The organism is Streptomyces sp. NPDC050619 (assembly GCF_040654815.1).
In the GTDB taxonomy this organism is placed as follows: Bacteria; Actinomycetota; Actinomycetes; order Streptomycetales; family Streptomycetaceae; genus Streptomyces.
The window spans coordinates 77,698-101,998 of the sequence record NZ_JBFAIR010000022.1; the positions used below are offsets into that span (position 1 = coordinate 77,698).

At 69.9% G+C, this 24,301-nt stretch carries 18 protein-coding genes and 3 pseudogenes; 15 read left to right on the forward strand and 6 right to left on the reverse strand.

Features of this window, described 5'->3' with window-relative positions:
- Positions 1-268 precede the first annotated feature (268 nt).
- Positions 269-1,603 (reverse strand): hydrolytic protein, encoded by a 1,335-nt coding sequence (locus AB0I77_RS31695; RefSeq protein WP_363286158.1) that lies wholly within the window; start codon positions 1,601-1,603, stop codon positions 269-271.
- 221 nt (positions 1,604-1,824) lie between these two features.
- Between AB0I77_RS31695 and AB0I77_RS31700 the strand changes: the two genes are divergently transcribed.
- The 4 genes from AB0I77_RS31700 to AB0I77_RS31715 all read left to right on the forward strand — a co-directional run bounded on the left by AB0I77_RS31700 (position 1,825) and on the right by AB0I77_RS31715 (position 8,969).
- Positions 1,825-2,547 (forward strand): LuxR C-terminal-related transcriptional regulator, encoded by a 723-nt coding sequence (locus tag AB0I77_RS31700; RefSeq protein ID WP_363286159.1) that lies wholly within the window; start codon positions 1,825-1,827, stop codon positions 2,545-2,547.
- A 352-nt stretch (positions 2,548-2,899) separates the two neighbouring features.
- The gene (locus tag AB0I77_RS31705) at positions 2,900-6,148 is read left to right on the forward strand and encodes a hypothetical protein (RefSeq protein ID WP_363286160.1); all 3,249 of its coding nucleotides are present in this window, start codon (positions 2,900-2,902) and stop codon (positions 6,146-6,148) included.
- Positions 6,145-6,855: a DUF4255 domain-containing protein gene (locus AB0I77_RS31710; protein WP_363286161.1), complete on the forward strand. Its 711-nt coding sequence runs from the start codon at positions 6,145-6,147 to the stop codon at positions 6,853-6,855. Before AB0I77_RS31705 ends, AB0I77_RS31710 begins: the two co-directional genes overlap by 4 nt.
- Before the next feature lie 23 nt (positions 6,856-6,878).
- Positions 6,879-8,969, forward strand: a complete 2,091-nt coding sequence (locus AB0I77_RS31715) for an AAA family ATPase (RefSeq protein WP_363286240.1) — start codon at positions 6,879-6,881, stop codon at positions 8,967-8,969.
- A 301-nt stretch (positions 8,970-9,270) separates the two neighbouring features.
- On the opposite strand, the gene AB0I77_RS31720 is transcribed toward AB0I77_RS31715, so the two are convergent.
- Positions 9,271-10,377, reverse strand: a complete 1,107-nt coding sequence (locus AB0I77_RS31720) for a pentapeptide repeat-containing protein (protein WP_363286162.1) — start codon at positions 10,375-10,377, stop codon at positions 9,271-9,273.
- Positions 10,378-10,599: 222 nt separating this feature from the next.
- On the opposite strand from AB0I77_RS31720, the gene AB0I77_RS31725 reads away from it, so the two are divergent.
- The 3 genes and pseudogenes from AB0I77_RS31725 (at position 10,600) to AB0I77_RS31735 (ending at position 11,499) form a co-directional block, all read left to right on the forward strand.
- Entirely contained in the window at positions 10,600-11,052 is a 453-nt protein-coding gene (locus AB0I77_RS31725) for a transposase family protein (protein ID WP_363286163.1), read from the forward strand.
- Positions 11,036-11,092, forward strand: a pseudogene (locus AB0I77_RS31730) (hypothetical protein); the annotation flags it as partial. The gene AB0I77_RS31725 and the pseudogene AB0I77_RS31730, both read left to right, overlap by 17 nt.
- A gap of 224 nt (positions 11,093-11,316) precedes the next feature.
- Positions 11,317-11,499, forward strand: coding sequence for a hypothetical protein (locus AB0I77_RS31735; protein ID WP_363286242.1), 183 nt, complete (start codon positions 11,317-11,319; stop codon positions 11,497-11,499).
- 226 nt (positions 11,500-11,725) lie between these two features.
- On the opposite strand, the gene AB0I77_RS31740 is transcribed toward AB0I77_RS31735, so the two are convergent.
- Together AB0I77_RS31740 and AB0I77_RS31745 are read right to left on the reverse strand one after the other, a co-directional pair.
- Positions 11,726-11,971, reverse strand: coding sequence for a hypothetical protein (locus tag AB0I77_RS31740; RefSeq protein ID WP_363286164.1), 246 nt, complete (start codon positions 11,969-11,971; stop codon positions 11,726-11,728).
- The gene (locus AB0I77_RS31745) at positions 11,968-12,279 is read right to left on the reverse strand and encodes a hypothetical protein (RefSeq protein ID WP_363286165.1); all 312 of its coding nucleotides are present in this window, start codon (positions 12,277-12,279) and stop codon (positions 11,968-11,970) included. Before AB0I77_RS31745 ends, AB0I77_RS31740 begins: the two co-directional genes overlap by 4 nt.
- A gap of 505 nt (positions 12,280-12,784) precedes the next feature.
- Here AB0I77_RS31745 and AB0I77_RS31750 point away from each other — a divergent pair.
- A complete protein-coding gene (locus AB0I77_RS31750; protein ID WP_363286166.1) occupies positions 12,785-14,236 on the forward strand; it encodes an XRE family transcriptional regulator in 1,452 nt (483 codons plus the stop codon).
- A 1-nt stretch (position 14,237) separates the two neighbouring features.
- On the opposite strand, the gene AB0I77_RS31755 is transcribed toward AB0I77_RS31750, so the two are convergent.
- A complete protein-coding gene (locus tag AB0I77_RS31755) occupies positions 14,238-15,068 on the reverse strand; it encodes an alpha/beta fold hydrolase (RefSeq protein ID WP_363286167.1) in 831 nt (276 codons plus the stop codon).
- Positions 15,069-15,133: 65 nt separating this feature from the next.
- Here AB0I77_RS31755 and AB0I77_RS31760 point away from each other — a divergent pair.
- A pseudogene (locus AB0I77_RS31760) lies at positions 15,134-15,451 on the forward strand (ATP-binding protein); the annotation flags it as partial.
- Between the two features lie 32 nt (positions 15,452-15,483).
- Here AB0I77_RS31760 and AB0I77_RS31765 read toward each other — a convergent pair.
- Positions 15,484-17,256 carry a PE-PGRS family protein gene (locus AB0I77_RS31765; protein WP_363286168.1) on the reverse strand — a complete coding sequence of 591 codons (1,773 nt, stop codon included), beginning with the start codon at positions 17,254-17,256 and terminating at the stop codon, positions 15,484-15,486.
- 374 nt (positions 17,257-17,630) lie between these two features.
- Between AB0I77_RS31765 and AB0I77_RS31770 the strand changes: the two are divergent.
- The 6 genes and pseudogenes from AB0I77_RS31770 to AB0I77_RS31795 form a co-directional block, all read left to right on the forward strand.
- Positions 17,631-18,170, forward strand: a pseudogene (locus AB0I77_RS31770) (DUF4157 domain-containing protein); the annotation flags it as partial.
- A 1,471-nt stretch (positions 18,171-19,641) separates the two neighbouring features.
- Positions 19,642-21,459, forward strand: coding sequence for a DUF4157 domain-containing protein (locus AB0I77_RS31775; RefSeq protein ID WP_363286241.1), 1,818 nt, complete (start codon positions 19,642-19,644; stop codon positions 21,457-21,459).
- A 151-nt stretch (positions 21,460-21,610) separates the two neighbouring features.
- On the forward strand, positions 21,611-23,173 hold the full coding sequence (locus AB0I77_RS31780) for a phage tail sheath family protein (protein WP_363286169.1): 1,563 nt from the start codon (positions 21,611-21,613) through the stop codon (positions 23,171-23,173).
- A gap of 34 nt (positions 23,174-23,207) precedes the next feature.
- Entirely contained in the window at positions 23,208-23,648 is a 441-nt protein-coding gene (locus tag AB0I77_RS31785) for a phage tail protein (protein ID WP_124440001.1), read from the forward strand.
- A complete protein-coding gene (locus AB0I77_RS31790; protein WP_363286170.1) occupies positions 23,645-24,145 on the forward strand; it encodes a hypothetical protein in 501 nt (166 codons plus the stop codon). Before AB0I77_RS31785 ends, AB0I77_RS31790 begins: the two co-directional genes overlap by 4 nt.
- The gene (locus AB0I77_RS31795) at positions 24,142-24,300 is read left to right on the forward strand and encodes a DUF6760 family protein (RefSeq protein WP_363286172.1); all 159 of its coding nucleotides are present in this window, start codon (positions 24,142-24,144) and stop codon (positions 24,298-24,300) included. Before AB0I77_RS31790 ends, AB0I77_RS31795 begins: the two co-directional genes overlap by 4 nt.
- Position 24,301: the final 1 nt, after the last annotated feature.

Sequence of the window (24,301 nt, forward strand, 5' to 3'; positions counted from 1 at the left end):
GTCCGGAGGCCCTCTCGACGGTCCGCGGATCCGCGGCTTCCGGGACTTGGGCCCGTCTTTGCGGAATATCTACAAAAACGGGGAAAATGGGGAAGTTGTGGATCTGTCGAACGGAACGGCGGCAGGGCAGCCGGCGGGGCGGCCCGCCGCCAGATGCCTACTGCCGCCTTTCGGACCCGGGTTGTCGATTTCCAGACGGAACAAGATCCCGCTCTTTACAGGCGGCACTCCCACCGATCGACAATGACCCGGAAGTGCAACATCCGTCTCATTGCTTGGTACTGCTGAGCACACCACTCACGTTCAGGACCTCGTGGCACCCCTGCGCCCGGCGACCGGTGGCCGGTGTGCCCGGCTTCTCGCAGGTCACTTCGACGGTCACGGTGTCGTTCTCGGGGATCTTGATAGGGGTGACCCAGTGGTAGTCCTGATTGCGGAAAGTCTCCAGCGCGATCGTAGTGATCTTGCGGTTGCCGAAGGTGATCGTCAAGAGCCCCTCGTCGCCCTGGAAGTTGGCGACAACGATGTCCGTTACTCCGAAGACGCTGTCCTTCGGCACCGTGTACTTACCGGTGTTGGTCTCCCCGCTGGACGTCTGCACGTCGATGGTCTGCGACTGCTGGCCCTCGCCGGCCGAGGTTCCGCCGCCGGGCGCGGTTCCGTCGCCCGGTGCGGTTCCGTCGCCCGGTGCGCCCGACTCCTGGCCGCCGCCGGGCTGGTTGTCCGAACCGTCGCCGGTACCGGGGCCCGGTGTCTCCTGCCCGCCGGGCGTGGGGCGCGACTGAACCGCCTCGTCGGCTGCCTCCTTGGCGGCGCTGCGCACCGTCGGACGGACCAGCGCGAACCAGATGAGCAGCAGTGCGATCAGCGCCGCGAGCACCGCGAGCAGCCACTTCGGGAAGATCGGGATCTGGACGAACTCCGCATCCAGCGGCGTCCGTACGGCGGGCTCGTCCTGCCGGTCCTCGTCCTGGTCGCCGGTTTCCTTGGTGTCCAAGGTGAACGGCCACACCACCGGGGCGCCGAACCACACAGGCTTGCCCGTGCGCACCCGCAGCCGGGCCTCCGCCGACTCGCCGGGTTCGAGCTTCAGCTCCGCCGGGCTGAAGGCGAACCCCAGCTCCTCGCCCGCCTGGCCGGGGGTGAAGCCCGCCTTCACCGGGGTGTTGCCCTGATTCCGCACCGCCAGCTGATAGCGGCCGCGCAGCCAGCCGCGCCGGCGGCGCGGGGCCAGCTCGGTGCGCAGCTCGTGGAACTCCTCGATGTGCACGGTGGTTTCGGGGACCCGCACCGACTCGGGGTGCTCGGTCGGCAGGACCCGCACGCCGAGGGGCACCTCACCGGCGCGGATCTCCGGGGAGCGCGGTGGCTCCAGCCGGATCGTCACCGTTTCGGAGGTGCCGGGATAGAGCGAGACCCGCTGGGGTTCCACGGTGGACCAGGCGGCGCAGTCCCCGACTACCTCGAGGCTGTACGCCTCGACGATGTCGCTGTCGTTACGGACGGTCAGACTGGTTGTGACGGTGTCACCCGGAGCCACCGTCACCGCCGGGATGTCGAGGCCGGGCGCACCGGGACCGGAAGAGGCTGGAATAGACGTCACGGCACCACCGTAGGACGGGGTCCGGTGGCGTCACGAGGAGCGCGAGGGCAACATCCGGGCAGTCGCGGTGCCCGGGAAGTCACGGGCAACTCACTTGTAACTGTGAGCCGTTAGCGTGGCGCGCCGCCTCCCGTCCACCGCCCCCCGCGCGCCACCCTCGTATGGTCGGCCCTCCCTACACCACCTACAACCCCCGCGAACTTATGAAACAGGTAACCCCCATGCCCTGCGCCGAGGAGATCAGCTCGGTCAAGCCCACCGCCACGTCACATGAGCCCGCCCAGGCCGGCTCCACTCACCGGGCCTCCCGCTCCGCTCGCCCGGACCGGGTGACCGTGGCCGTCTACGCCGCCGATCCGGTCCTGCGGGTCGGCGTTGTCCAGCAGTTGCGCCAGCGTCCCGAGATCGACCTGCTCGCCGACGCCGACGCGGAGCGCGCCCAGGTGTCGCTGGTGGTCGTGGACACCGTCGACGACGACGTGGCCACCCTGCTGCACCGGCTGCGGCACAATACCGCCACCCGCACGGGCCTCGTGATCGGCACCCTCGGGTCCGGCGCGCTGCAACGCGTCATCGAGTGCGGCGTGGCGGCGGTGGTGCGGCGGGTCGAGGCCGATCAGGACCAACTCCTCCACATGGTCCTCGCGATAGCCAACGGCGAGGGTGTACTGCCGGGCGACCTGCTCGGCACGCTGCTCACCCACGTGGGCAACCTCCAGCGCTCGGCCCTCGACCCGCGCGGCCTGTCCCTGTCCACGCTGACCACGCGCGAGGCGGACATGCTGCGCCTGGTGTCGGAGGGCCTGGACACCGCGGAGATCGCCCGCAAGACCGCGTACTCCGAACGGACCGTCAAGAACGTCCTGCACGAGATCATCACGCGACTGCAACTGCGCAACCGGGCCCACGCGGTCGGCTACGCGCTGCGCAACGGGCTGATCTGACGGGCTGCCGCTTCACTGGTCCGACGGGCCGATCCGCTGAACCGATGTACCGATCCACTGGTCCGACGGGCTGATCCGACGGGCTGCCGCTCACCCGCTCCGACGGGCTGATCCGACGGGCTGCCGCTCACCCGCTCCGACGGGCTGATCCGACGGGCCGCCGCTCACCCGCTCCGACGGGCCGCCACTCCGACGGGCCGCTCCGACGACGGCCGGGCACCCCCGCGTTGCCCGAAAGCGCACCGCGCGCTTCCCCCGGATACGGCCCCGCCGCCCTGTCGCCCCGCGCGCGCCTGTCGCAGGGTGGCAGGGGCACGTTCATGTGCCGTACCAGACTGCGAGGGGGACCTTGATGGGAACCGCTGGCCCGGGCGGGCGGTACCGCCTGGGGAGACTCGGCACGTCATTGCTGCTGCTGATCCCGCTGCTCGGGGTGACGGCGGCCTCCGGGCAGGGCAGCGGCGCCGCGGCCGAGCCGCGGGCGGTCGACGCCGCGGACACCCGGGTGACGTACGCCGGTACCCGGCACCGCAGTCTCGGCCAGGTCGCCCCCGACTCCACGACCACCAGCACACCGCTGTTCGGTGCGGGCCCGGCCCACTACGACGTCCAGCCGTCCGCCCTCGGCGACCAGATGGTCTTCGCGAGCCTCCGCGACGAGAAGAACCCGCAGATCTACCTGCGGTCCGCCGACGGTTCCGTACGCCGTCTCACCACCGGCAAGGACGCGGCGCACCCCCGGCTGACGCCGGACGGCAAGGCCGTGGTGTTCGACTCCGCCGAACCCGGCGGCGCGGACGGCGGCACGCAGCGCGACCTGTGGCGGGTGAACACCGACGGCACCGGCCTGACCCGGCTCACCGACACGCCCGCGAACGAGGAGTGCCCGACGGTCTCCCCCGACGGGCAGCGCCTGGCGTACTCCAGCGACAGCGACGCGACGGCCGGACAGCAGATCTACGTACAGCCGCTGGCCGGCGGCACCGCCACCCGGCTCACCGACCCCGCGAACGGCCCGGCCACCGAGCCGGTGTGGAACCCCGTCAACGACGACGCGCACCGGAACCTGATCGCGTACACCGTCACCATCACCGTCAACGGGCAGTCCGTGAACCGGCTGCGGCTGACGGACGGGACCACCGACGGGCCGCTGCTCGGCGAGTACGCCGAGTGGCGTGCCCACGGGGCAGCGTGGCTGCCCAACGGGAACGAGGTGCTGTTCCTGAGCCCCGAGGTCACCTGCACGTGCGAAGGCGACTACGACCATGTGTTCCGGGCGCAGACGCACACCACCACGGAACCCGGACTGGTGCTCAACGAGGACCGTGAGGTCCTCTCGCCCACCTGGCTCGGTTCGCAGGACGGCGGCGGCGCGGTGGTGGAGCGCACCTCGGCGGCAGACCCCGACGGGGCGCCGGCCCCTGACACGGAGAACATCTCCGGTGCGCACGTGGTGACGCTCCAGGACGCCCGGTCGGACGGGTCCGACCCACGCGACCTGGGCCTGACGATCCTCAACGAGGACCCGCAGGCCGATACCAACACCGATCCCGCCAAGGACCCGCTGTTCCAGCCCAGAGCCCAGTACGACCCGTGGACCGAGCGGCAGAACTACACCCCCGACGGCCGCCGGATCGTCGTCACCCGCTTCGAGACCAACGATGCCGGCCAGCGGATCGAGCGGATCTGGATGGTGGACGCCGACGGCTCCAACGCGGCGCCCATGCCGCTCGCGGGACGCGCCGCGACGGACTGGGACACCGACCCGACGTTCTCCCCGGACGGCAAGTACCTCGCCTTCACCCGGACTTCGCCGGGCGGCGTCGGCGAGGGCGCGGGGCCCAGCCGCATCCTCATCGCCGACGCGGCCACCGGCGCGATCACCGGCGAGATCACCCCGCCGGCCGGACAGCTCCAGGGCCAGGACGCCCAGCCCACCTGGTCCTCCGACGGCACCACCCTGGCCTTCACCCGCAACATGGAGATCGACGGGGGCGGCGGCAACAAGCACGTCTGGACCGTGCCCGTGAACAACCTGACCCAGCAGAGCGACCTGAGCGCCACGAACTGCCCGGCCGACTGCGCGGTCATCGACGACAGCCCGGCGTTCTCCCCGGACGGGCTCAACATCGCCTTCAACCGCAAGAGCGGTGGCGGCCAGGTCGACACAGGCGGCGGCCTCCTGCTGACGTCCCTGTCGGGCGACGACTGCCAGGTGCTGCTGCCCGCCTCCCTCCTCGACCTGCCCGGCGCCTGCGGCCGGGAGCTGCCGGAGCCCTCGGACACCGGCCCGTTCCAGCCGCGCGACGCCGCCTGGACGGCCGACGGTGAGGGTCTGGTGTTCAGCTCCCGCACCGCCGAAGCGGTCAACAGCCCCGAGAAGCTGCAACGCCTGGACATCGCCTCCGGCGACCTCACCCCGCTCACCAGCGATCTGCCGGGCCGGCAGAAGGAGCCCAGCGTCCAGCAGTCCGTGGACCTCGCGGTCCAGGCGCCGGGCACCGCCCCGGAGGTCACCGTCGGCGACTCCACCACGGTCCAGGTCGACGTCGTGAACAACGGGCCCGCCGCCTCGCCCGGCACCCGGCTGACCGTCGATCCGCCGCCCGGCGTGCGGATCACCGGCCTGACCTGGCCCGGGGGTACCTGCGACGCCGCCTCCCTCCAGTGCGACGTCGGCGTGGTGCAGCCCGGCGACACCGTTCCGGTGACCGTCACCCTCACCGGGGTCACTCCCGGCGACGCACCGGTCGACTGGTCGGTCACCGGCACCGTCCTGGATCCGCGGCCCACCGACAACTCCGGCCGGACGGTGGTGCCGGTGCGCGAGGCCACCGAGCCCCCGCCCCCGACGAGCCCGCCGCCCACGACCGAGCCCCCGACGACCCCGCCGCCCACCACCGAGCCGCCGACGACCCCGCCGCCCACCGTGCCCCCACAGGAGCCGGAGCCGGAGGCCGGGCCCAGGGTGCGCGTCACGGCCCAGCCGAACCCCGGCTACGTCGGCGGGCGGGTCGTGGTGACCTACACCGTGAGCAACGGCCGTAACGCGCTGGCGACCGGGCTGCGGCTGCGCATCGGCCTGCCTACGGGCATCCCCAACAACGGGCGCCCGGCGGGCTGCGACAGCAGCTGGGTGTGCGCGCTGCCGGACCTGGACCAGGGCGCGAGCACCGTCGTACGGGTCGTCCTCAGTCCGAAGAAGGCGATGACCGCCCGCGTCACCGGCAACCTCACCACCACCGGGACGGACGCCGACAAGAGCGACAACACCGACCGGCAGCGGCTGCGTATCCTCCAGCCGCGGATCGTCGCGGTGCCGGACATCGGCAAGCCCGGCTTCGTCACCTCGGTGCGGGGCAAGGACTTCCCGCCGGGCGTGCCGGTGCGGTTCACCTGGAAGCCGGGGATCACCGCGGCGGCGGCGCCGACCGTGCCCGAGCCGGACGGCACGTTCATCGGCCAGCTGCTCATCCTCGCCAAGGACCAGACCGGCCCGCGCGTCATCACCGCCAGGGGCCCCGGGTTCTCACCGGTGACGACCGACTTCCTGGTGGTCAGCGGCACCTTCCAGCCGCCGGACGAGGTGACCCGCCGGTGATCCACGAGGTCGACGAGGGGCTGCGCCGCCTGCTCGGCGAGTCCGGCCTGGAGGCATCGGGCGTCGAGGTGGTCTTCGACGCCCCCACCAGGGACTGGGCGGCGCGCCGCAGCGCCCCGACGGTCTGCGTCTTCCTGTACGACATCCGGGAGGACAACACCCGGCGCGGCAGCGGCGCCGGGGAGGTGTACGACGAGGACGGGCACCTGGTGGCGCGGCGCTCCCCGGCGCGCTGGTTCGAGCTGACGTACCTGGTCACCGCGTGGGCGAGCCGCCCGCAGGACGAACACCGGCTGCTCTCGCAGGTGCTCGCCTGTCTGGTGGCCGCCGACTCGCTGCCCGCACGGCTGCTCACCGGCACGCTCGCCGAACTCGGCCTGATCGTGGGGCTGGACGCCGGCGGGTCCGGACTCGACGCACCGGCCGCCTCCGATGTGTGGTCGGCGCTCGGCGGGGAGCTGAAGGCGTCGCTCGAGGTGCGGGTGCGGGCACCGCTGGCCGGCGTGACCACGGCCGTCGCACCGCCGGTCACCGAAGGCCTCGTCGTACGCTCCGCCGCCCGGCGCGAGGACGGGGAGGCGGAGCAGGGCCGCCGACTGCGCTACACGGAGACGACCGACCCGGGCCCGGAAGAAGGCTTCGCGGGTCCGCGCGAACGGGGGGCGGCGCCCGCGCGGCGGCGCCGTAGGGGGGACCGCCAGCCGTGACGCACACCGCCGAACCCCTCGCCATCGCCCACTTCGACGCTCGCCCCGACGCCGAACCCGCCCCCGCCGACCGGGAGCACCTCTGGACGCGGCTCCGCGTGGTCGAGGAGCGGGTGCGGCACGCGGTGGCGGTCCGGCGTGCCGTCGACCCCGATCCCGACGACCCCTACCGGGGCCAGTACCTCAGCCCCGAGGCGGTGGCCCGGATCCTGGATGAGCCGGGCGGGCTCGACGTACCCGAGCACGAACCCTGGCACCCGCCGGCCGGTTCCGTCCTCGACGGACTCGCCCGGCGGTTCGGGCTGTCCTCGCTGGACCTGGATCTGCTCCTGGTCGCGGTGGCGCCCGACCTGGACGCGCGGTTCGAGCGGCTCTACGGCTATCTCAACGACGACCTGACGCGCCGTCGGCCCACGGTCGGGCTCGCCCTGGAACTGTGCGGGCTCGCCGGGGCGGCGGCCGCCCGGTTCCGGCTCGGCCCCGGAGCGCCGTTGATCGCGGGTGGTCTGGTGGAGGTCGGCGAGCCGGAACGGCCGCCGCTGTCCCGCGTCGTGGTGGTCCCCGACCGGATCACCGGGCACCTGCTGGGCAGCGCGCAGGCCGATGCCCGGCTCGCCGGGGTGCTCGGCGAGGCCCGGGAGGACCCGACCGCCGAGGCGGCGGAGGTCCACCGGGCGTCGGCCGCGGCCGGGACCGGCGTCGGCCTCGTCCACCTGCGCAGCCGGGGCGGCGACGCCGAGGGGCTGGCCGTCGCCGCCCTGCGCGCGGCCGGGCTGCGCCCGCTCGCCCTGGACGCGGTGGCACTGGCCCGGCGCTCGGGCGACGTGCCGGAGCTAGCCCGGACAGCCGCCCGCGAAGCCCGTCTGACCGGTGCCGGGGTCGTCCTCGGCCCGCTGGAAGCGCTGCCCGGGGAACCCGCGGAACGGGCCCGCACGCTGGGGGCGTTGTGCATGGCGCTGCGCGGGATACCCCTTTTCACGCACGGCACCGTCGGCTGGGACCCGGCGTGGGCGGTCGACACCCCCGTCGTCCTGACCGTGTCGGCGCCCTCTCCCGAGCGGCAGGCCGCGCGCTGGCGGCACGCTCTCGAACGGGCCGCCGGTGACGGCTCGGTGACCGGTGACATCGACGCGCTCGCCCGTGCGGTCGCCGCGCACCGCCTGGACTCCGGGCAGTTGCGCCGCGCCGCCGACGTGGCGGTGCGCACCGCCGCCCTCGCGGGCCGCCAGGTCCTCCCCGACGACCTCCAGACCGCCGTACGCGCCCAGAACGGCGCGGGCCTCGACCGGCTCGCCCGCCGGGTGGAACCGGGCGTCGGCTGGGACGACCTGGTGCTCCCGCCGCCCACCCACCGCCAACTGCGCGAACTCGCCCTGCGCGCCCGCCACCGCGAGCAGGTGCTCGGGCAGTGGGGGATGCGGCCCGGCGGCGGCCGAGGGCGCGGCGTGATCGCGCTGTTCGCCGGTGAGTCGGGCACCGGCAAGACCATGTCCGCCGAAGTCGTCGCCGCGGACCTGGGCATGGACCTGTACGTGGTGGACCTGTCCACAGTTGTGGACAAGTACGTGGGGGAGACGGAGAAGAACCTGGAACGGATCTTCACCGAGGCGTCGGCGGTCAACGCGGTCCTGCTCTTCGACGAGGCCGACGCGATCTTCGGCAAGCGCTCCGACGTGAAGGACGCGCACGACCGGCACGCCAACATCGAGTCGGCGTACCTGCTCCAGCGCATGGAGTCGTTCGACGGGATCGCGGTGCTGACCACGAACCTGCGTGCCAACCTGGACGAGGCGTTCACGCGCCGCCTCGACGTGGTGGCCGACTTCCCGGTGCCCGACTCGGGCCAGCGCCTCGCCCTGTGGGACCGGTGCCTGGGCGACCGGCTGCCCCGGGCCGACGACTTGGACCTCGCCTTCTGCGCGGACCGCTTCGAACTGGCCGGCGGCTCGATCCGGGCCTGCGCGGTGACGGCGGCCTACCTCGCGGCGGAGTCCGGTGAGCCGCTCACCATGCGGCAGGTGGTGACGGCGGTCGCGCAGGAGTACCGCAAGCTCGGACGGCTGGTCCTGGAGAGCGAGTTCGGGCGGTATCTGGCGGAGGCTGTCGGCGCTTGAGGGGCGGGCCTGGTGGCCCGCCGCGCGGGAACTGTCGTCATGTGCCTATCCATTCGCTGTAGTGCAGCGGGGAAGCGGTCCCCACGCCGTCTTATGACCCGCCCCGGAGGCAACTCGGTCTGCCCGAGGATTGGTGATGATCCGCCGGGGCGGGGGCCAGTGGGCTTACGGCCCTGGGAGCGATATCAGCTCCCGGATCTGCCTGGCGGCCTGGGGCTCTGCGCGATCAGGACGCCGCTGAGGAGGAGTGACGCCGGTCAGGCGGATTGCGGTCGCCGCAGTCTTGACCGGCGCGTCTTGATCAGGGAGTGGACCGCAGCGGCGGTGCCTGCCACGTCATGCTGGGCGGCTGGAGTAGGGGCGAGGGCTCGGGTCCCGGGTCATCGGTGTCGACGACTCCGGCGGTCGTGTGGTCGAAGTCGGCGGGCCAGCGGGTGTGCTCACTGGCCAAGGCGCCGGTCAGGCGTGCTTCGACAAGGTTGGCAGTGCTCAAGTCGGTGCCGCGCAAGTCGGCCATGCGGAGGTCGGCGCGGTGGAAGACCGCGCCGTGGGCGTCGGCCTTACGCAGGTTTGCCTCGCGCAGGTCGGTCTCGGTGAAGTCGGCGTTACGCAAGTCGGTTTCGACCAGCTTCGCGGCCCGTAGGTCGGCCAGAATGCAGCGAGCCTGGCGGAGAATCGCAGTCGTGAGGTCGGCGTGACGCAGGTTGACCGAGACCAGGGACGCCTGGGTCAGATTGGCGTGGTACAGGCCCGCCGCCTCCATGCAAGCGCGGTCGAAGTTGACCTCGGGGAACCACAGTCCGTCGCAGTCGGCCCGGCGCAAGTCGGTGATGCTGAGATTGACCCATGACTGCTCCCGGTGCTGGCACAGCACGCCGAGCGCGGTCAGCGCCACCTGGGCGTCGGCGGCGCGAGTCTCCAGGGGTGCGATGTCGTTGATGGGCACGTCTGCCGCCGGTGGTTCCAGCCCGGCCGGTGGCCAGGGCAGGTGTGTACGCAGATACGCGGCCTGGATGGAGATGATGGCCTCCCGGTCGCGGGCGGACTGCTCCGCGATCCGCCACAGCGCGTGCAACCCGCCGATGCGCACATCCAGCTTGTCGCTGCCGAGCTGGTCGACGGCCCGGCTGAATCGGTCGGTGACGTAGCCCTCCTGGGTGGCGCGCAAACCGTCTTGACTCACCCGCAGTTGCCGCCAGGTGGCGTACGCGCCGAAGAGCACGATCAGGCCGCCGACCACCTGCAGAAGCGTCGTACGGACATCGTTCACCGCCTTCAGCCGATCCTGCGCGGCGACGCTCGCCCCGGCGAGATCGTGGTCGACCACCACCCCCGGCAGTACGACGAACACCGTGCCCAGAATGACTAGCCCCGCCCCGGCCAGCAGACCTGCGGCTACACGACGCATGACCAGCCCGTCGTGCCATGCACGCCGCCCTCGGTCTGGTTCCCCCATCTCCATGGGCATGAGAGCCTAGGCGCCGCCCGGAAGACGATCAAGAGTGCTGTGCCACTGGCTCGTGACATGAGAACGGCCCTACGGGTTGGGTGAGTTGTGAGGCTTACTTGGGCCCGTGCGGCCTGTTCCCATCCTGCCCTGTCCGGCATCTCGCCCGCACACTTCGGCGAGTTGCTCGAAGAACTCGCGCCCCGGTGGCAGGCCGCGCGGGAGTCGGCGCTACGCGAGCGGCGTGGCGGAGACCGGAGGCGGGCGGCCGGCGCCGGGCCCCAGCGCCTGGCCTTCGTCGACCGGCTCCTGGTCACGCTGGTCCACCTGCGGCTTGGGATCCCGCACGCCGGGCTGGCTGAACTGCACGGGGTGGACCACTCCACCGTCTCCGGAGCGATCCGCGAGGTCCGGCCGCTGCTGGCGACCCGCGGTTTCGCCGTCCCCGACAGGACGGGGGTGCGGCTGCGGGCGCTGGAGGATCTGTTCGCCTACGCCGACGCGGAGGGCGTTGACTTGCGCATCGACGGCACCGAAGTGCAGGTCCGCCGCCCCAGCGCCCACCGCCCCGGCCCGCCAGGCGTTCGTCTCTGGCAAGAAGAAGCAGAGCACCATCAAGATCACCACCTTCAGTGACCCGCAGGGTCGCACCCTGTTCAGCGGTGTGGTCCGGCCGGGCCGCATGCACGACCAAACCGCCGTGCGCACCGAGAGCATCGCCGAGCAGTTCCACCGCACCTCAAAGTCAAGGCCGAGGTCGACGAGGGCTACCGCGGCCTGGCCAACGAGTTCCCCGGCCAGGTCAGCGCCCCGCCGAAGAAGCCGAAGGACGACGCGCCGCTGGGCGAGCGCCACGCCTGGCGCGAGCAGCGACGCCGCCAGTCCTCCGCGCGGATCTGCGTGGAGCACGCCAACGCCGAGTACAAGCAGTGGCGGCCCTTGCAGCGGTTCACCGGCTGCCGCGAGACCTACGCCGAGACCCACCTCGCGATCGCAGCCCTGGTCTCTGACCGCTCCGCCCGGCGGGCGACCCGCCGCAAGGCGAGCACGGAACTGGTGCTCGCCCGGCAGGCCGCCTGGTGATCACCCACCAGCCAACCCGCCAGGCCAGCACGCCCCGAACACAATTGCTCCCAAGGTTGTTACTCGTCGGCCAGGCATTCAGGGCAGGTGACCCGCCGTAGCCACTCGTCCACCTCTCCGGACGCACCACACAGGGGCTTGCCGTCGCGCACCCTGTGTACCGTCATCACGTCGTCGCCGGCCGTGCCAGGCGTCCAGTCGGTATCGGTCCTGTCCTGTGTTGCCTTCACCGCCACGCTCCCGGTTCGAACCGGTACGGGCGCGTGATGTGCTCCCGGTACTCCAGATGACCGGGGTTGGCCTTGAGGTGCTGAACGGCCCACGCGGTACCGTCCGCGAACTCTTCGTCTTCGGCCTTCTCGCTGATTTCGCCGCACGCCTTGCACTGCATTGCTGCCGTGATCGGCTCGGCTTCAGGGCGCTGATCGGGACTGATGGTGTACTCACGGAACCGGTAGACAGCGCGCGTCATGCCCTCCTCCTTCCGGCAGCGGGCCGCTTCTCGCTGTGGTCCGGGTGCCGTTTGAGCAGGACGTCGCAGTCGGTGATCCGGCTCAAGTCCCGCTCCATACACGCTGCTTGCTTCTCGCGCTCCAGCCGGGCGCACTCGGTGCACTGCACGCCGCTCATGACGCCTGCCGTTCTTGCCTCTTCGAGCCGACGCGCCATCTCGCACGACAGGTCGGGTGTGCACGTCGGGCACTCCTGCCTGTGCATGAGGTACACCGTCAGAAGCTGGTTGATGTCAGCGGGCCGGGGGTGTTCGGAGATCTCAGGCACGGTTCGCCACCTTCACTCCGTGCATCGGGCGGGGGCCGATGTCCACACCGTGCACGGCCAGCCATAGCACACGGCGTCGTGCTCTCTGCTGCTGCGCCGCTCTGCGTCGCTCGTGAGCAACGAGGTAAGGGCGGACAATCCCGATGGCTTCACCGCTCAGCGCGGGCACTCGGGGCTCAGGCGGGGACTGGACGGACAGGTGGGATTCGTCCAGCCGATGACGTCCCCCAGGGGGCAACAGGAGCCGCAGCAGCGGCAGAAGCAGTCTCGCTGTACCTTTGAACACCGTCGTCAACCTCTCAACAGGTTGGTGGCCATGCCCCCGGGCCGTTCGCGCGGTTGCGGGGGTCCTTGCTGTCCGGCACGGGTGTGTGCCTCTCCAAGAGCCTGATGCGGAGCAAGCCCCGGACGGAACAGCAAATGGGGAACCCCGCAAGCGCATTTGGGGAACCCCGCACGGGTCTACCCTTGGGAGAGATCACTTCCGTCTTCCGAGGTGGCGCCCATGGACGACCGCGAAACCTGGCGCAGCGGCTATCCGCTGACCATCCCTGACGCACTGCTCCACAGCGAAGCCATGCGGCAAGCCTGTGCCGCGCGGAACTTTCAGGAGATCTTCCGTCTCGTCAACCGGCGCACTGGCTCCAGTTACGCGGTAATGGCAGCCGCCATCGGCAAGATGACTAGCTCACGGGTCAGCGACATCATCCGGGGTGTCCGTGGCATCCGAGGACAGGAAGTCATGGAACGCGTGGCCGATGCATTCGGTATTCCGGGAGAAATGCTCGGCTTACCAAGACGGCCATGGGAGGTTTCCCCGGAGGGCGTTGACGGAAGTAGCAAAGTTCGCAATAGCGTCGGAGGCGATACCGAGGAAATTGCACTGCTGCCCTTTGTTGTGAATGGCCACACGGTCATGGTCCCGGTGGACAAAAAAACGCTGGAAAGGGAGGTTATGAGTCAGCTCAATCGTCGTGCCCTCCTCAAAGGAGGAATAGCGGCTACCGTTCTGGCAGGGGCGGGCCTCGAAGAAATCCAACACGTGGCCGCAGCATTGGAAGACGCGCACCGCTATCTTGATGGTCCGGTGGTTGATTATTTCCGCAGGCAACTCGAAGCAGCCAAACATGACGATGGTGCGCTCGGTGCACGGAAAACCCTGCCACTAGTCCTCGGCCTGTTGGGTGCTATTGAGCAGAGAGCACGGAACGTGAAGCCCGCAGTACGACGAGAGTTGCTGTCAGTTGGTGCAGACGGTGCGGAGTTTGCTGGTTGGCTGTACCGCGATATTCATCAACCAACCATTGCCATTTTCTGGTATGACCGGGCCATGGAATGGGCGCAAGAAGCTGACGACCCCGCCATGCAGGGTTATATGCTGCTCAAGAAATCTCAAATGGCGTATGACGACGGAGACGCTGCGCGCATTTTGACGCTGGCGCAGGCGGGGCAGCATGAGCGGTGGCAGCTCCCGACCCGCGTGCAAGCGGAGTTGCTACAGCAGGAAGCACTGGGGTGTGCCATGCTCGGTGAACCATTCTCACTGGTCGAGCAGAAACTCAGTACGGCTCACGAACTACTTGCTCGCACCGCTGACAGTGAACCAAACGACCTTGGCGCGTACTTCAACGAACACACGTTGTTGCTCCGGAATGCGGTGAGCTATACCGAGGCCGGCAAGCCAAACCTCGCCGCCGACCTGTTCGGCCACATCATTGCGGCTGGAACACTGTCCCGCCGCGACATGGGATTCTTCAATGCCCGACGTGCGGCGGCATTGGCGCTGAGCGGTGAGCCAGACGAAGCGGCCCGGATTGGTACTGCTTCGGCGGAGGTAGCCCGGGCAATGAAATCAGAACGCACCAAGAGAGTACTGGGCGAAGTGCTACAGACGCTAAGTCGTTGGCGCAACCGTCCTGCGGTGCAGGAATTCCATGAAGTACTCCAGGCAGCTTAGTTTAATCCTGCGAGGAGTCTGCGTTCAGCCACTCGGACACAGTGCGGATTACGAACGTCTGCCATTCCTGGCTCTGCGGATTTAGATATTTCGGATCATCGTGCACAGCGAAACCGTGCTGTGATCCCTCAATCTCGATGAGTTCACAGGGGGCACGAAATTGCTGTACCGCGGACCGTGATGAGTCGATAGGAACAAAAGTGTCTTCGGTGCCATGCACGATGAGCGTCGGGGCTTGTACCTCGCCGAGTGCCTCGTGCGGATGCAGCCAGAACACCTCGTTGAGTAGCGGCCGTCCATGCCGCAGTGTCGGTGTGAACTGGATGAATCCGTGTTCGGTGAGTTGCTGTGCTGCTTCCTCGCTGATCGAATCATCGACCCAATAGGACCGCGTATCGATGGTGCGCCATTTGTAGTCCAATTGAGGATTGAACAGCACTAGCCGTGAAAGGTCCCCGGGACGCTTGGCAGCGTAGTACGCGCAGATGCCACCCCCGAAGCTGGCGCCCAACAATGTAATTTCATGAGCGTCCGTAGCTTTGCGCAGACAGGCGATGGCCACGCGAATGTCATTGAGGATCGTGGCGAGCGTCAGCTCTTCTTGTCGGCCCTCACTTTCACCGTGGCCGCGCATGTCGAAGCGGAGAGACGCCACACCACTGTCAGCAATTCCGGCAGCCAAGCGTGTGAAGAACCCACCCTCTTCACGAGTGACGCCACCGCCGTGCACGAGCACGACACCGTGCGAGGCCGGCGTGTCTGGGCTCATGAGCGTGCCAGCCAGGTGCAGACCGTCAAGCGTCCGAAGCGTCACGCTGTCAGCTGTAGGCATGGCGCGAGCCTAGTGCTGAGGCACTGGACACAGCGATACCGCACAAGCCCCGCCGATATCCGGTCTCGCGCCGCCTGGACGTGGTGGCGGACTTCCCGGTGCCCGACTCCGGCCAGCGCCTCGCCCTGTGGGACCGGTGCCTGGGCGACCGGCTGCCCCGGGCCGACGACCTGGACCTCCCCTTCTGCGCGGACCGCTTCGAACTGGCCGGCGGTTCGATCCGGGCCTGCGCGGTGACGGCGGCCTACCTCGCGGCGGAGTCCGGCGAGCCGCTCACCATGCGGCAGGTGGTGACGGCGGTCGCGCAGGAGTACCGCAAGCTCGGACGGCTGGTCCTGGAGAGCGAGTTCGGGCCGTACCTGGCGGAGGCTGTCGGCGCTTGAGAGCGGGTCGCGCGGCGTGACGTGACTGCGTTCTACTCGCGCGGGCCGACCAGTTCCTCGTACAGCTTCCGCTTCTCGGCGGTGTCCTTGGCTGCCTTCAGCTTGTCCACCCAGTCGCGCTGGATCTTCTGGAGGAAACCGTGCCAGTCCTCCCCGCCCATCTCCCCCAGCTTCACCTGCGTGGCACCGATCTTGTCCGGCTTGTGGCCGTGGAGCACGGACTCGGGGTTGGCGGTCACCTCCGTGGACTTGATGCCGTGGTGATAGCCGACCGGGCTGGGGGCCTCGGGCTCCACCGTCTCGAGGCCGACCAGCAGGCCGCCGTCCGTGTCACCGGTCGGCGCGGTGAACACCAGGAGCATGTGGCCGTAGGAGCCGTTCGGCAGGACGACGTCGCCGTTCCAGTCCTTGGTTCCGAAGCCGCCGCCCGAGATGTTGACCCCCATCAGGTCCGGGTTGGTCATGCCGGGGGTGTATTCGGACAGCTTGTTCTTCACCGCCGCCCCGACGCCGCCCTCCTCCTTGAACTTGCCGGTGCCGGGCTCACCGTCCTTGTTCTTGCGGATGGAGGAGCGGTGCGTGGCGTAGTCGCGCTTCAACGTGTCCGTCTGCCGGGTGCCTTTCTCGGTGACGCCGAGGAAGTCGAGCAGCTGATGGGGGCTCTCCCCCTTGCGCAGGGCGGGGATGCGGATGTTGACGCGTCCGCCGTGGGAGAGCGCCCGGATGACGTCGCCCTCCTTGTAGTCGACGTAGTTGTCGTCCTTCCCCGCGACCTGGAGGCCGTGCCGCAGGATGAGCAGGACGTTGGTGAGGATGTTCCGGGCGAAGTCGTCCCGCCCTTTCATCTCCCCCGCCGCGTGTTCGCCGGCGGACTCGTGCTTCTGCTCCTCGCGCACGCCCTCCGGGAACAGGGTGTCGACGGCCGTTTCCCGGATCTGCGTGTTCCGTTCGTTCTCCAGCGTCTGCCGTTCCGGATCGTCGGGCTCCAGCTGGTTGGTCCGCATGAATCGGCCCAGGGTGTAGGCCGGATTGATCGGTGTGGAGGCTCCCGCGACCGGTGCCTGTGTCTGGAAGGCGAGGGTCGCGGCGAGGATGCGCCGTCCTGGGGTGAGCTTCAGCCAGTTCGAGTAGCCGACCTGTTCCTGCTCCGCGGCCTCGGCCTGCGCATCCTTCCCGGCCTTTTCCTTGCCCTTGCCGCTCGCGCTGTTGCCCGCGCCGGCCATCTTGCCCTTGCCCTCGGCGATCAGCCTGGCCTCTGCCAGGGTGCCGATGCCCACTTTGTTCAGCCAGTCCGGCCTCTTCGCGGAGAGGATCTCGATGTCCCTGAGTTCGTCCGGCTGGAAGGCCTCCCCGAGGACCAGCCGCCGTTCCAGGACCCACCGCAACCGGGCATTCTTCGGCAGCCAGCTCTCCGGCCACTTCTTGTGCGGCTCCCAGAAGTTGAACTTCCGTACCTCCAGGAGCGTGTGCTCATCGATCGACGCGCTGAGCCGGACCATCACCGTATCGGGGTCCCGGGAGGCCTCCAGGGCAGCCTCGTCGGCCGGCGGCGTGCTCTCCCTCGCGGGGGCGTCCGCTTCCGTCTGGCCTTCCGTTTCCGTCTGGCCTTCCCGGGCCCGCTGGACGATCGCCGTCGCCACCTGGTTGCCGGCCGCGCTCTGACGCGCCGCCACCTCGGCGGGGCTCACCCGGCCCGGGCCGCTCGCCCCCCGGACGGGTGGCGCCGCGACCTGCGGGGCGGGCACGGTCCGCGCGGGTGTCCTCGGCCGCCTGTGCTCGGTGTCGCCGTGCCGCTGTCCGTACATCCGTGTCCCCTCCCGACTCGCCGCACCGCCCGGCCCGGAATCCGTGTGCCGGTATCGCCTGCACCGTGCGTTGTGCGCACCAGGCTGCAACGTGCCCGGCTGCGGCTCAAGAGCCGCAGGGGCAGCGCAGGTGCGCCTGCGGCTTCCCCTTCGACGAAAGGAGCTCCGGGCATTGCCCGTTCGGCCACCCCTGTCTGCCCTCAGGTTGCCTGGCGTCGTGATCGTCCACCGCGTATCCAGGAAGAGTTGCTATTCCCGCGTGCGAAAGGTTCCTCCTCGTGCACGTCCGAGACAACGACAAGACCTCACGGACCGAACGCGGCCGCACTCCGGACCGCACACCCGCGGGGGCCGGGACACCGCTGAGAGGTCTCATGGCGTTGCAGGCCGGAGCCGGGAACGCCGTCGTCGTCCAGATGCTCCGCCAAGCCGGCCACCCCTGGGCCCAGGAACAGCAGCACCGGCACAGCTCCGACTGCGGCCACCACCAGACCGAACCGGCCAAGCAGCCGGCCAGGCAACAGGCCAGGCAGCCGGCCGTACAGCGGCGCTCCGCCGTCCACGACGTGCTCCGCACCCCCGGCCGCGCGCTGGACGACGCCACCCGCACGGACATGGAAGGCCGGCTCGGCGCCGACTTGTCCGACGTTCGCATCCACAACGACAGTGCCGCCAAAGCCTCCGCCGCCGAAGTCGGCGCCCGCGCCTATACCAGCGGCAGCCACATCGTCATCGGTGACGGCGGAGCGGACCGGCACACCCTCGCCCACGAACTCACCCACGTGATCCAGCAGCGCCGCGGTCCGGTCGCGGGAACGCCCACCGCCGACGGGCTCAGCGTCAGCGATCCGTCGGACGCCTTCGAGAAGGAGGCCGAGGCCCAGGCGACGCGGGCGCTCTCCGGGCCGTCGCCGAAGCGGACCGCTCCAGGCGAGGCCGCTCGCCAGGACACCGCCCATGGCCAGGTGCAGCGCGTGGCCGCTCCTACGGACCTCTCCGTCCAGCGCCTCTCCATCGAAGACGCACCGTCGACGTGGCAGGGCCAGGCGGTGCGGCGCTCGGGCGAGGGATTCGGCGGAGTCTTCTTCGTGGGCCCGCCGGGGGCGGAGGTCGTGGTCAAACCAATGTCGTCCACGGGCACTGTGGAATACGCCCATCGCTTTCTGGAGCACATGGACATCGAGGCGCCCCGGATCGTCCGCCATGCGGCCACCTCACCTGAGGGGCAGGCGATCCATAAGCTCCTGATGGACAACCGGCAAGCCGGCCGGACCGAGGATGAGATTCCGAATCAGCTGAGCACGGCTGAGGCATTCCTTGTCATGGAGACGGCCCCGGGGGCCACGCTGCAAAGCATGGACCCCAATGCGGCAGTGCAATTCCTGGGCGACCAGGCGACCTTGCGGAAAGCCGGCCGCACGATGGTCACCGATGCCTTCCTCGGCAACGACGACCGGTTGGTGGGTAACAGGGTCAACCTCGGGAATTTCCTCTACCAGGCGGCGACAGCCATCGTGCCGACGGCACAGCTCACCCCGATCGACAACGACTCCAGGTTCACGGCCCCGCAGGTCCTTACCCTGGCGGGCGGCAAGAAGCTGGACGACAGGCTGGGGACCAAGCTCACCTGGATCCAGATGCTTCGCGCTCCCGCCCGCGACAACTACCTCATCACCAAGTTCCTCCAGAAGTTCCGTAACGCCCACCGCGCGAGCCCGGAGGTCACCGCGATTCTGGACGACCCTGCGCAGTCGGGCCCGATCAGGGACCGGCTGGGAGAAGGGATCACAGCCGCGTTCGCCGATCTCGCGAAGGTCTTCAAGGACAACGTCTTTCTGCTGCGTGCCATCGCTTCGGCGGGCTATGACGAGGCGAGTGCCGAGGACCGGTCCGTCTCCGGAGCCAAGGCCGCCGCGAAGTACGTCGCGGACACCCAGAAAGGCCTGACTCATGACGAGGCGGTCGACGAGTTGATCACCTATGTGGAGCGACGCATCGCCAAGGAAAAGTGGCCAACCGGCTTCAAGTGGCTGGGCCAGCGGGTCGCCTGATCTTTGTCGCCCGCACCGCCCCGGTCCGTCACGCGGGCAGAGGGAGCCGACCACAAGGGCATCGGCACTGCCCTGAGGCGGCCCCCGCGAGTGTTGCCCCGAAGGGGCGAGGGCTTTTCAATGACCTGATGCGCACCATGCCCTGAGCCCACAGCCCTGAGCGCGGAGGGTCGTTGTCATGCATGCCCATGCACATCGCACCGAGCCCGCCGGCCGTCCGGCGCACCGCGCTCCGCTGCGCACCCCCGGCCGGGCGCCGGGGCCGGCCGATCTGCGGTCCCCCGCGTCGATCCTCGCCTTGCAGCGCACGGTGGGCAACGCCGCGGTGACGCGAATGCTGGCCCGCGCGGGCCAGGAGAGTGCCGAGCCGGCGGCGGAGACCGCCCCGGTGCAGCGTTCGGCCGTGCCCGAGGTGCTCCGTTCCGCCGGGCGTCCGCTGGACGCGCCGATCCGCACGGACATGGAGGCCCGGCTGGGCGCGGACTTCTCCTCGGTGCGCGTCCACGACGGGCCGCTGGCGCAGCGGTCCGCCAGCGAGATCGGCGCGCGGGCCTATACGTCGGGAGAGCACGTCGTCATGGGACGGGGCGGCCGCGACCGGCACACCCTCGCGCATGAGCTGACCCATGTGATCCAGCAGCGCTCCGGCCCGGTCTCCGGTACGGACAACGGCGCCGGCCTGCGGATCAGTGATCCCGCCGACCGCTTCGAGCGCGCGGCCGAGGACAACGCCCGGCGTGCCTTGGCCGGTCCGGTGCCGAGCGAGGCGGCCCCGCATGCCGACGGAGCCGGACACGAGCCCGCCGCCGGGGTGGTGCAGCGGGCGGTGGGTTTCGAGTTCGAGACGGCCGAGGAGACTCTGGCGGCCGATCCCGGTCTGCGCCAGTCGGAGCGCAGGGGTGAGAGGTACATCAAGCAGTTCCGCACCCGGGGTGTCTGGGAGGGGCGCGATGCGGCAGCCCCCGACTCCACCGAGTACATGGGCCGTGGGCTGAGGAAGAAGGAGCGCATCGTCACCGTCGGGGATCTCTTCACGATGGAGGCCGACGAGACGAGCATCGGTGGCTCCGACCTGGAGTTCGTCACGTCCGCCTTCCCGGAGACCGACGAGGGCCGCAAGCGGCTTGTCAGTGCGATGGGGCTGATCAGCGGGGTGGCGGCTCGCCTCGAAGGGGGACAGGGTCTCTTCTCCGGCGAGGAAGTGGCTAGCTTGGCCGGCGGTACGGCGTCGCAGGTGACCGACCGGGCGCCGCAGGCGACGGGCAAGCAGCGCGGCCCGGTCGGGAAACTCTTCAAGAAGAACCCGGACCCGCAGTACGTGGTGAAGGTGGCGGGAATGGGGATCGCCGCCGGTCCGCAGACGACAGCCGGGGTGCATCTGTCCCGCATTCCGCAGCTGATCGGCGCGATCACCGGGCCGCCGCCGCGGCCTGCCGGGGCTGAGGCCGAAGCTGAGGCTGAGGCTGAGGCGACTCCGAACCCGATGTCGCAACTGGACATCCGGAAAGTCCAGGCCACGGCACGGGAGCGGGTGAACGCGTTCCTGGGCAACGGGTTCGTCGTCCCCAGCGCCGACCCGGAACGGGAACCCGCCGTGCCGAGCGATCGGCTGCGGGGCCTGCTCACCCTCACCGCTACGTACCTCATCGGAGGTGACCTCTCCCGCGATCAGGACTATGTGAAGGCCATCGCGCCGATGCTCGCCCGCACCGACTTCGCCGCGATGTACGCCCAGCTCCCGCAGGAGGAGCGGGAGAACTTCGCCGCCGACCCGGACGCCTTCGTCGATGTGGCGGTGCGGGCGGCGGGCCTGCCCACCCCGGACGCGCCGGTCTTCGCCGCGAACATCGGCCGCAGCGCGCCGGTGAACATCCAGCATGTGACCCGCAGGCTCTGGCTGCGCGGCATGGTCGGCGGGCAGGATCTGATGTCCGCCGAGGGTTACCGGAGTCACGACTGGGGTCGCTCGGACAATGACCGGCTCGCCGAGGAGTTCGAGTCGATGGGCTCCTTCGGAGCGCAGACCGACCCGGGAAACATGGCGATCGTGGAGCTACGCCGCATGCGGAAGAACGTGCCTTACCAGGAGTGGCCCCGGCTGGCACTGATGGCGTTCGACCTCATCCGTCAGGTCAACAACCAGAACCGGTAGCTCACCCCGCGTCCTCCCGGTCCACCCGGAGGGCCCGGAAAGGCAGCGGTCTTGCCCCCGACCACGTCCGCCGGTCCCTGTCGCCCTCGCGAACCCGCCCGGCAGACTCGGCCTGGACACAGGTGGCCTGTAAGGACGCGAAGGAGCGAGTATGCCGACGTACCTCACCCCGGGCGTGTACGTGGAGGAGGTGCAGTCCGGTGCCCGACCGATCGAGGGGGTCGGCACCGCCGTCGCCGCGTTCGTCGGGTTCGCCGAGAGCGGTCCGTTCCACGCGCCGACGCTGGTCACCGGCTGGGACCAGTACACCCAGCAGTTCGGTGGCTTCACCGAGGGCACCTATCTGGCCCACGCGGTCTACGGGTACTTCGCCAACGGCGGCGGCGCCGCGTACGTCGTACGGATCGGCGGGTCCGCCGAGGACGCCTCCGCGCCGGCGGCGGGCAGTGCCCAGCGCGGGCGGGGGTCCAGGGCGGCGGAGCCGGTAGAGCTCGGCGGGTTCCTGGTCGCGGCCCGGCCGGGCGTCTCCGGGGTGTCGGTGGAGGTCGCCGACGCGGACGGCGAGAACCCTCCGGAGGACCGCTTCAAGGTCGTCGTCCGCCAGGGCGACCAGGTGGCGGAGACGTACGAGGCCTCCACCCGCAAGAACGTCAAGGGGTACCTGGTCAACCAGGCCCGCTCCTCCAAGCTGATCGAGGTCACCGAGCAGCGGGGCGCCACGCAGAGCAAGCCCGCCGGCCAGACCGTGGCGCTGCCCGACGCCCCCGGCACCCCGGCCGCATCCGGCCCCGGCGAGGTGTCCCGCCTCGACCCGGCCGAGTACGTCGGTGACTCCGCGGCCCGTACCGGGTTCGGCGGTCTGGAGACCATCGACGAGATCACCATGGTCGCGGTGCCGGACCTGATGAGCGCCTACCAGCGCGGCGACATCGACGCCGAGGGCGTGCGCACCGTGCAGCTCGCGGTGATCTCGCACTGCGAGCAGATGGGCGACCGGGTGGCCGTCCTGGACACCCCGCCCGGGCTCTCCGCCCAGCAGGTGCGCACCTGGCGCAACGACGAGGCGGGCTACGACTCCCGGTACGCCACCCTCTACTACCCGTGGGTGCGGGTCTTCGACCCGGCCGCCGGACGCAACACCACCGTCCCGCCGAGCGGTCACGTCGCCGGCGTCTGGGCGCGCAGCGACGCCGAGCGCGGTGTGCACAAGGCGCCCGCCAACGAGGTGATCCGCGGCGCGGTGGACCTGGAACTCCGGCTCAGCAAGGGCGAGCAGGACCTGCTGAACCCGATCGGCGTGAACTGCGTACGGGCCTTCTCCGGCCGGGGCATCCGGATCTGGGGCGCCCGCACCCTCTCCTCCGACCCGGCCTGGCGCTACCTGAACGTGCGCCGCCTGTTCAACTACCTGGAGGAATCGATCCTCCTGGGCACCCAGTGGGTCGTCTTCGAGCCGAACGACGACCGGCTGTGGTCGAGCATCCGGCGCAATGTCACCGCGTTCCTCACCGAGGAGTGGCGCGGGGGCGCGCTGTTCGGCCGCACCGCCGATGAGGCGTTCTATGTGAAGTGCGACCGGGACAACAACCCGCAGGAGTCCATCGACCTGGGCCGGGTCATCTGCGAGATCGGCGTCTCGCCGGTCAAGCCCGCGGAGTTCGTGGTGTTCCGGCTGGCCCAGTTCTCCGACACCACCAGCCTCATCGACGAGTGACCCACGGGTCCGCAAGGAAAGGTGACAGGCAGTCATGGCAACAGGCGATGCTCTTTCCACCCATGTCTTCGGCATACAGCTCGGCGGCTATCTGGTCGAGTCGATTCAGGAGATCAGCGGGCTGACCGTCGAGGAGGAGGTCGTCGAGGTCCGCCAGGTCAGCCCGGAGGGCAAGCAGATCATCCGCAAGCAGCCCGGCGCCCGGCAGGCCGGCGAGGTCACGATCGTCCGGGGAATGGACCAGAGCAGCGAGTTCACCAAGTGGATCAACGAGACCCTGAACAAGGGCGCCGTGGATGCCGCGCGGCAGAACCTCACCATCGAGATCAAGGACTCCGAGCTCAACACGGTCCGCCGTATCCAGCTGATGCAGGGCTGGGCCTCCAAGTGGGAGGGCCCGTCCCTGAGCGCGGGCGACTCGTCCCCGGCCACCGAGACGGTCACCATCGTGTTCGAGGAGATCGTCGTCGAATGAGGCGCCGTACGGTGACCGCGGGCAACCTGGAGGAGATCCTCGAGGCGACGGCGCCCGCGCCGGGCTCGGAGCAGGCGGCGGCCACCCCCGCCGCCCCCGCTTCCCCGGCGTCCCGGGGGGACCACGGGCTGCGCACCGAGTTCGAGTTCGAGCTGCCGCGCGGGTACGTGGACGACGAGGGCACCGTGCACCGCCACGGCTCGATGCGCCTGGCCACGGCCCGGGACGAGCTGCGGCCCCAGATCGACCTGCGGGTCAAGGAGAACCCGGCGTACCTGAGCGTGGTGCTGCTGAGCCAGGTGATCACCCGGATCGGCTCGATCACCGATGTGCACGCCGGGATCGTGGAACGGATGTACGCGACCGACGTCGCCTTCCTCCAGGACTTCTACCGCCGCGTCAACAGCGAGGGCCACACCCGGGCGGCGGTGACCTGCCCGCACTGCGAGGGCGGCTTCGAGGTCGACCTCTCGGGTGGGCGCCTGGGGGAATCGTGACGTACGCACTTCCCCGGCTCCGGGAGGAGATCGCGTACGTCGCCTACCACTTCCACTGGCAGCGCGAGGAGATCCTCGACCTCACCCACGGCGAACGCCGGCAGTGGGTGGCCGAGATCGCCCGTATCAACACCCGCGTGAACGAAGGTGGTTGAG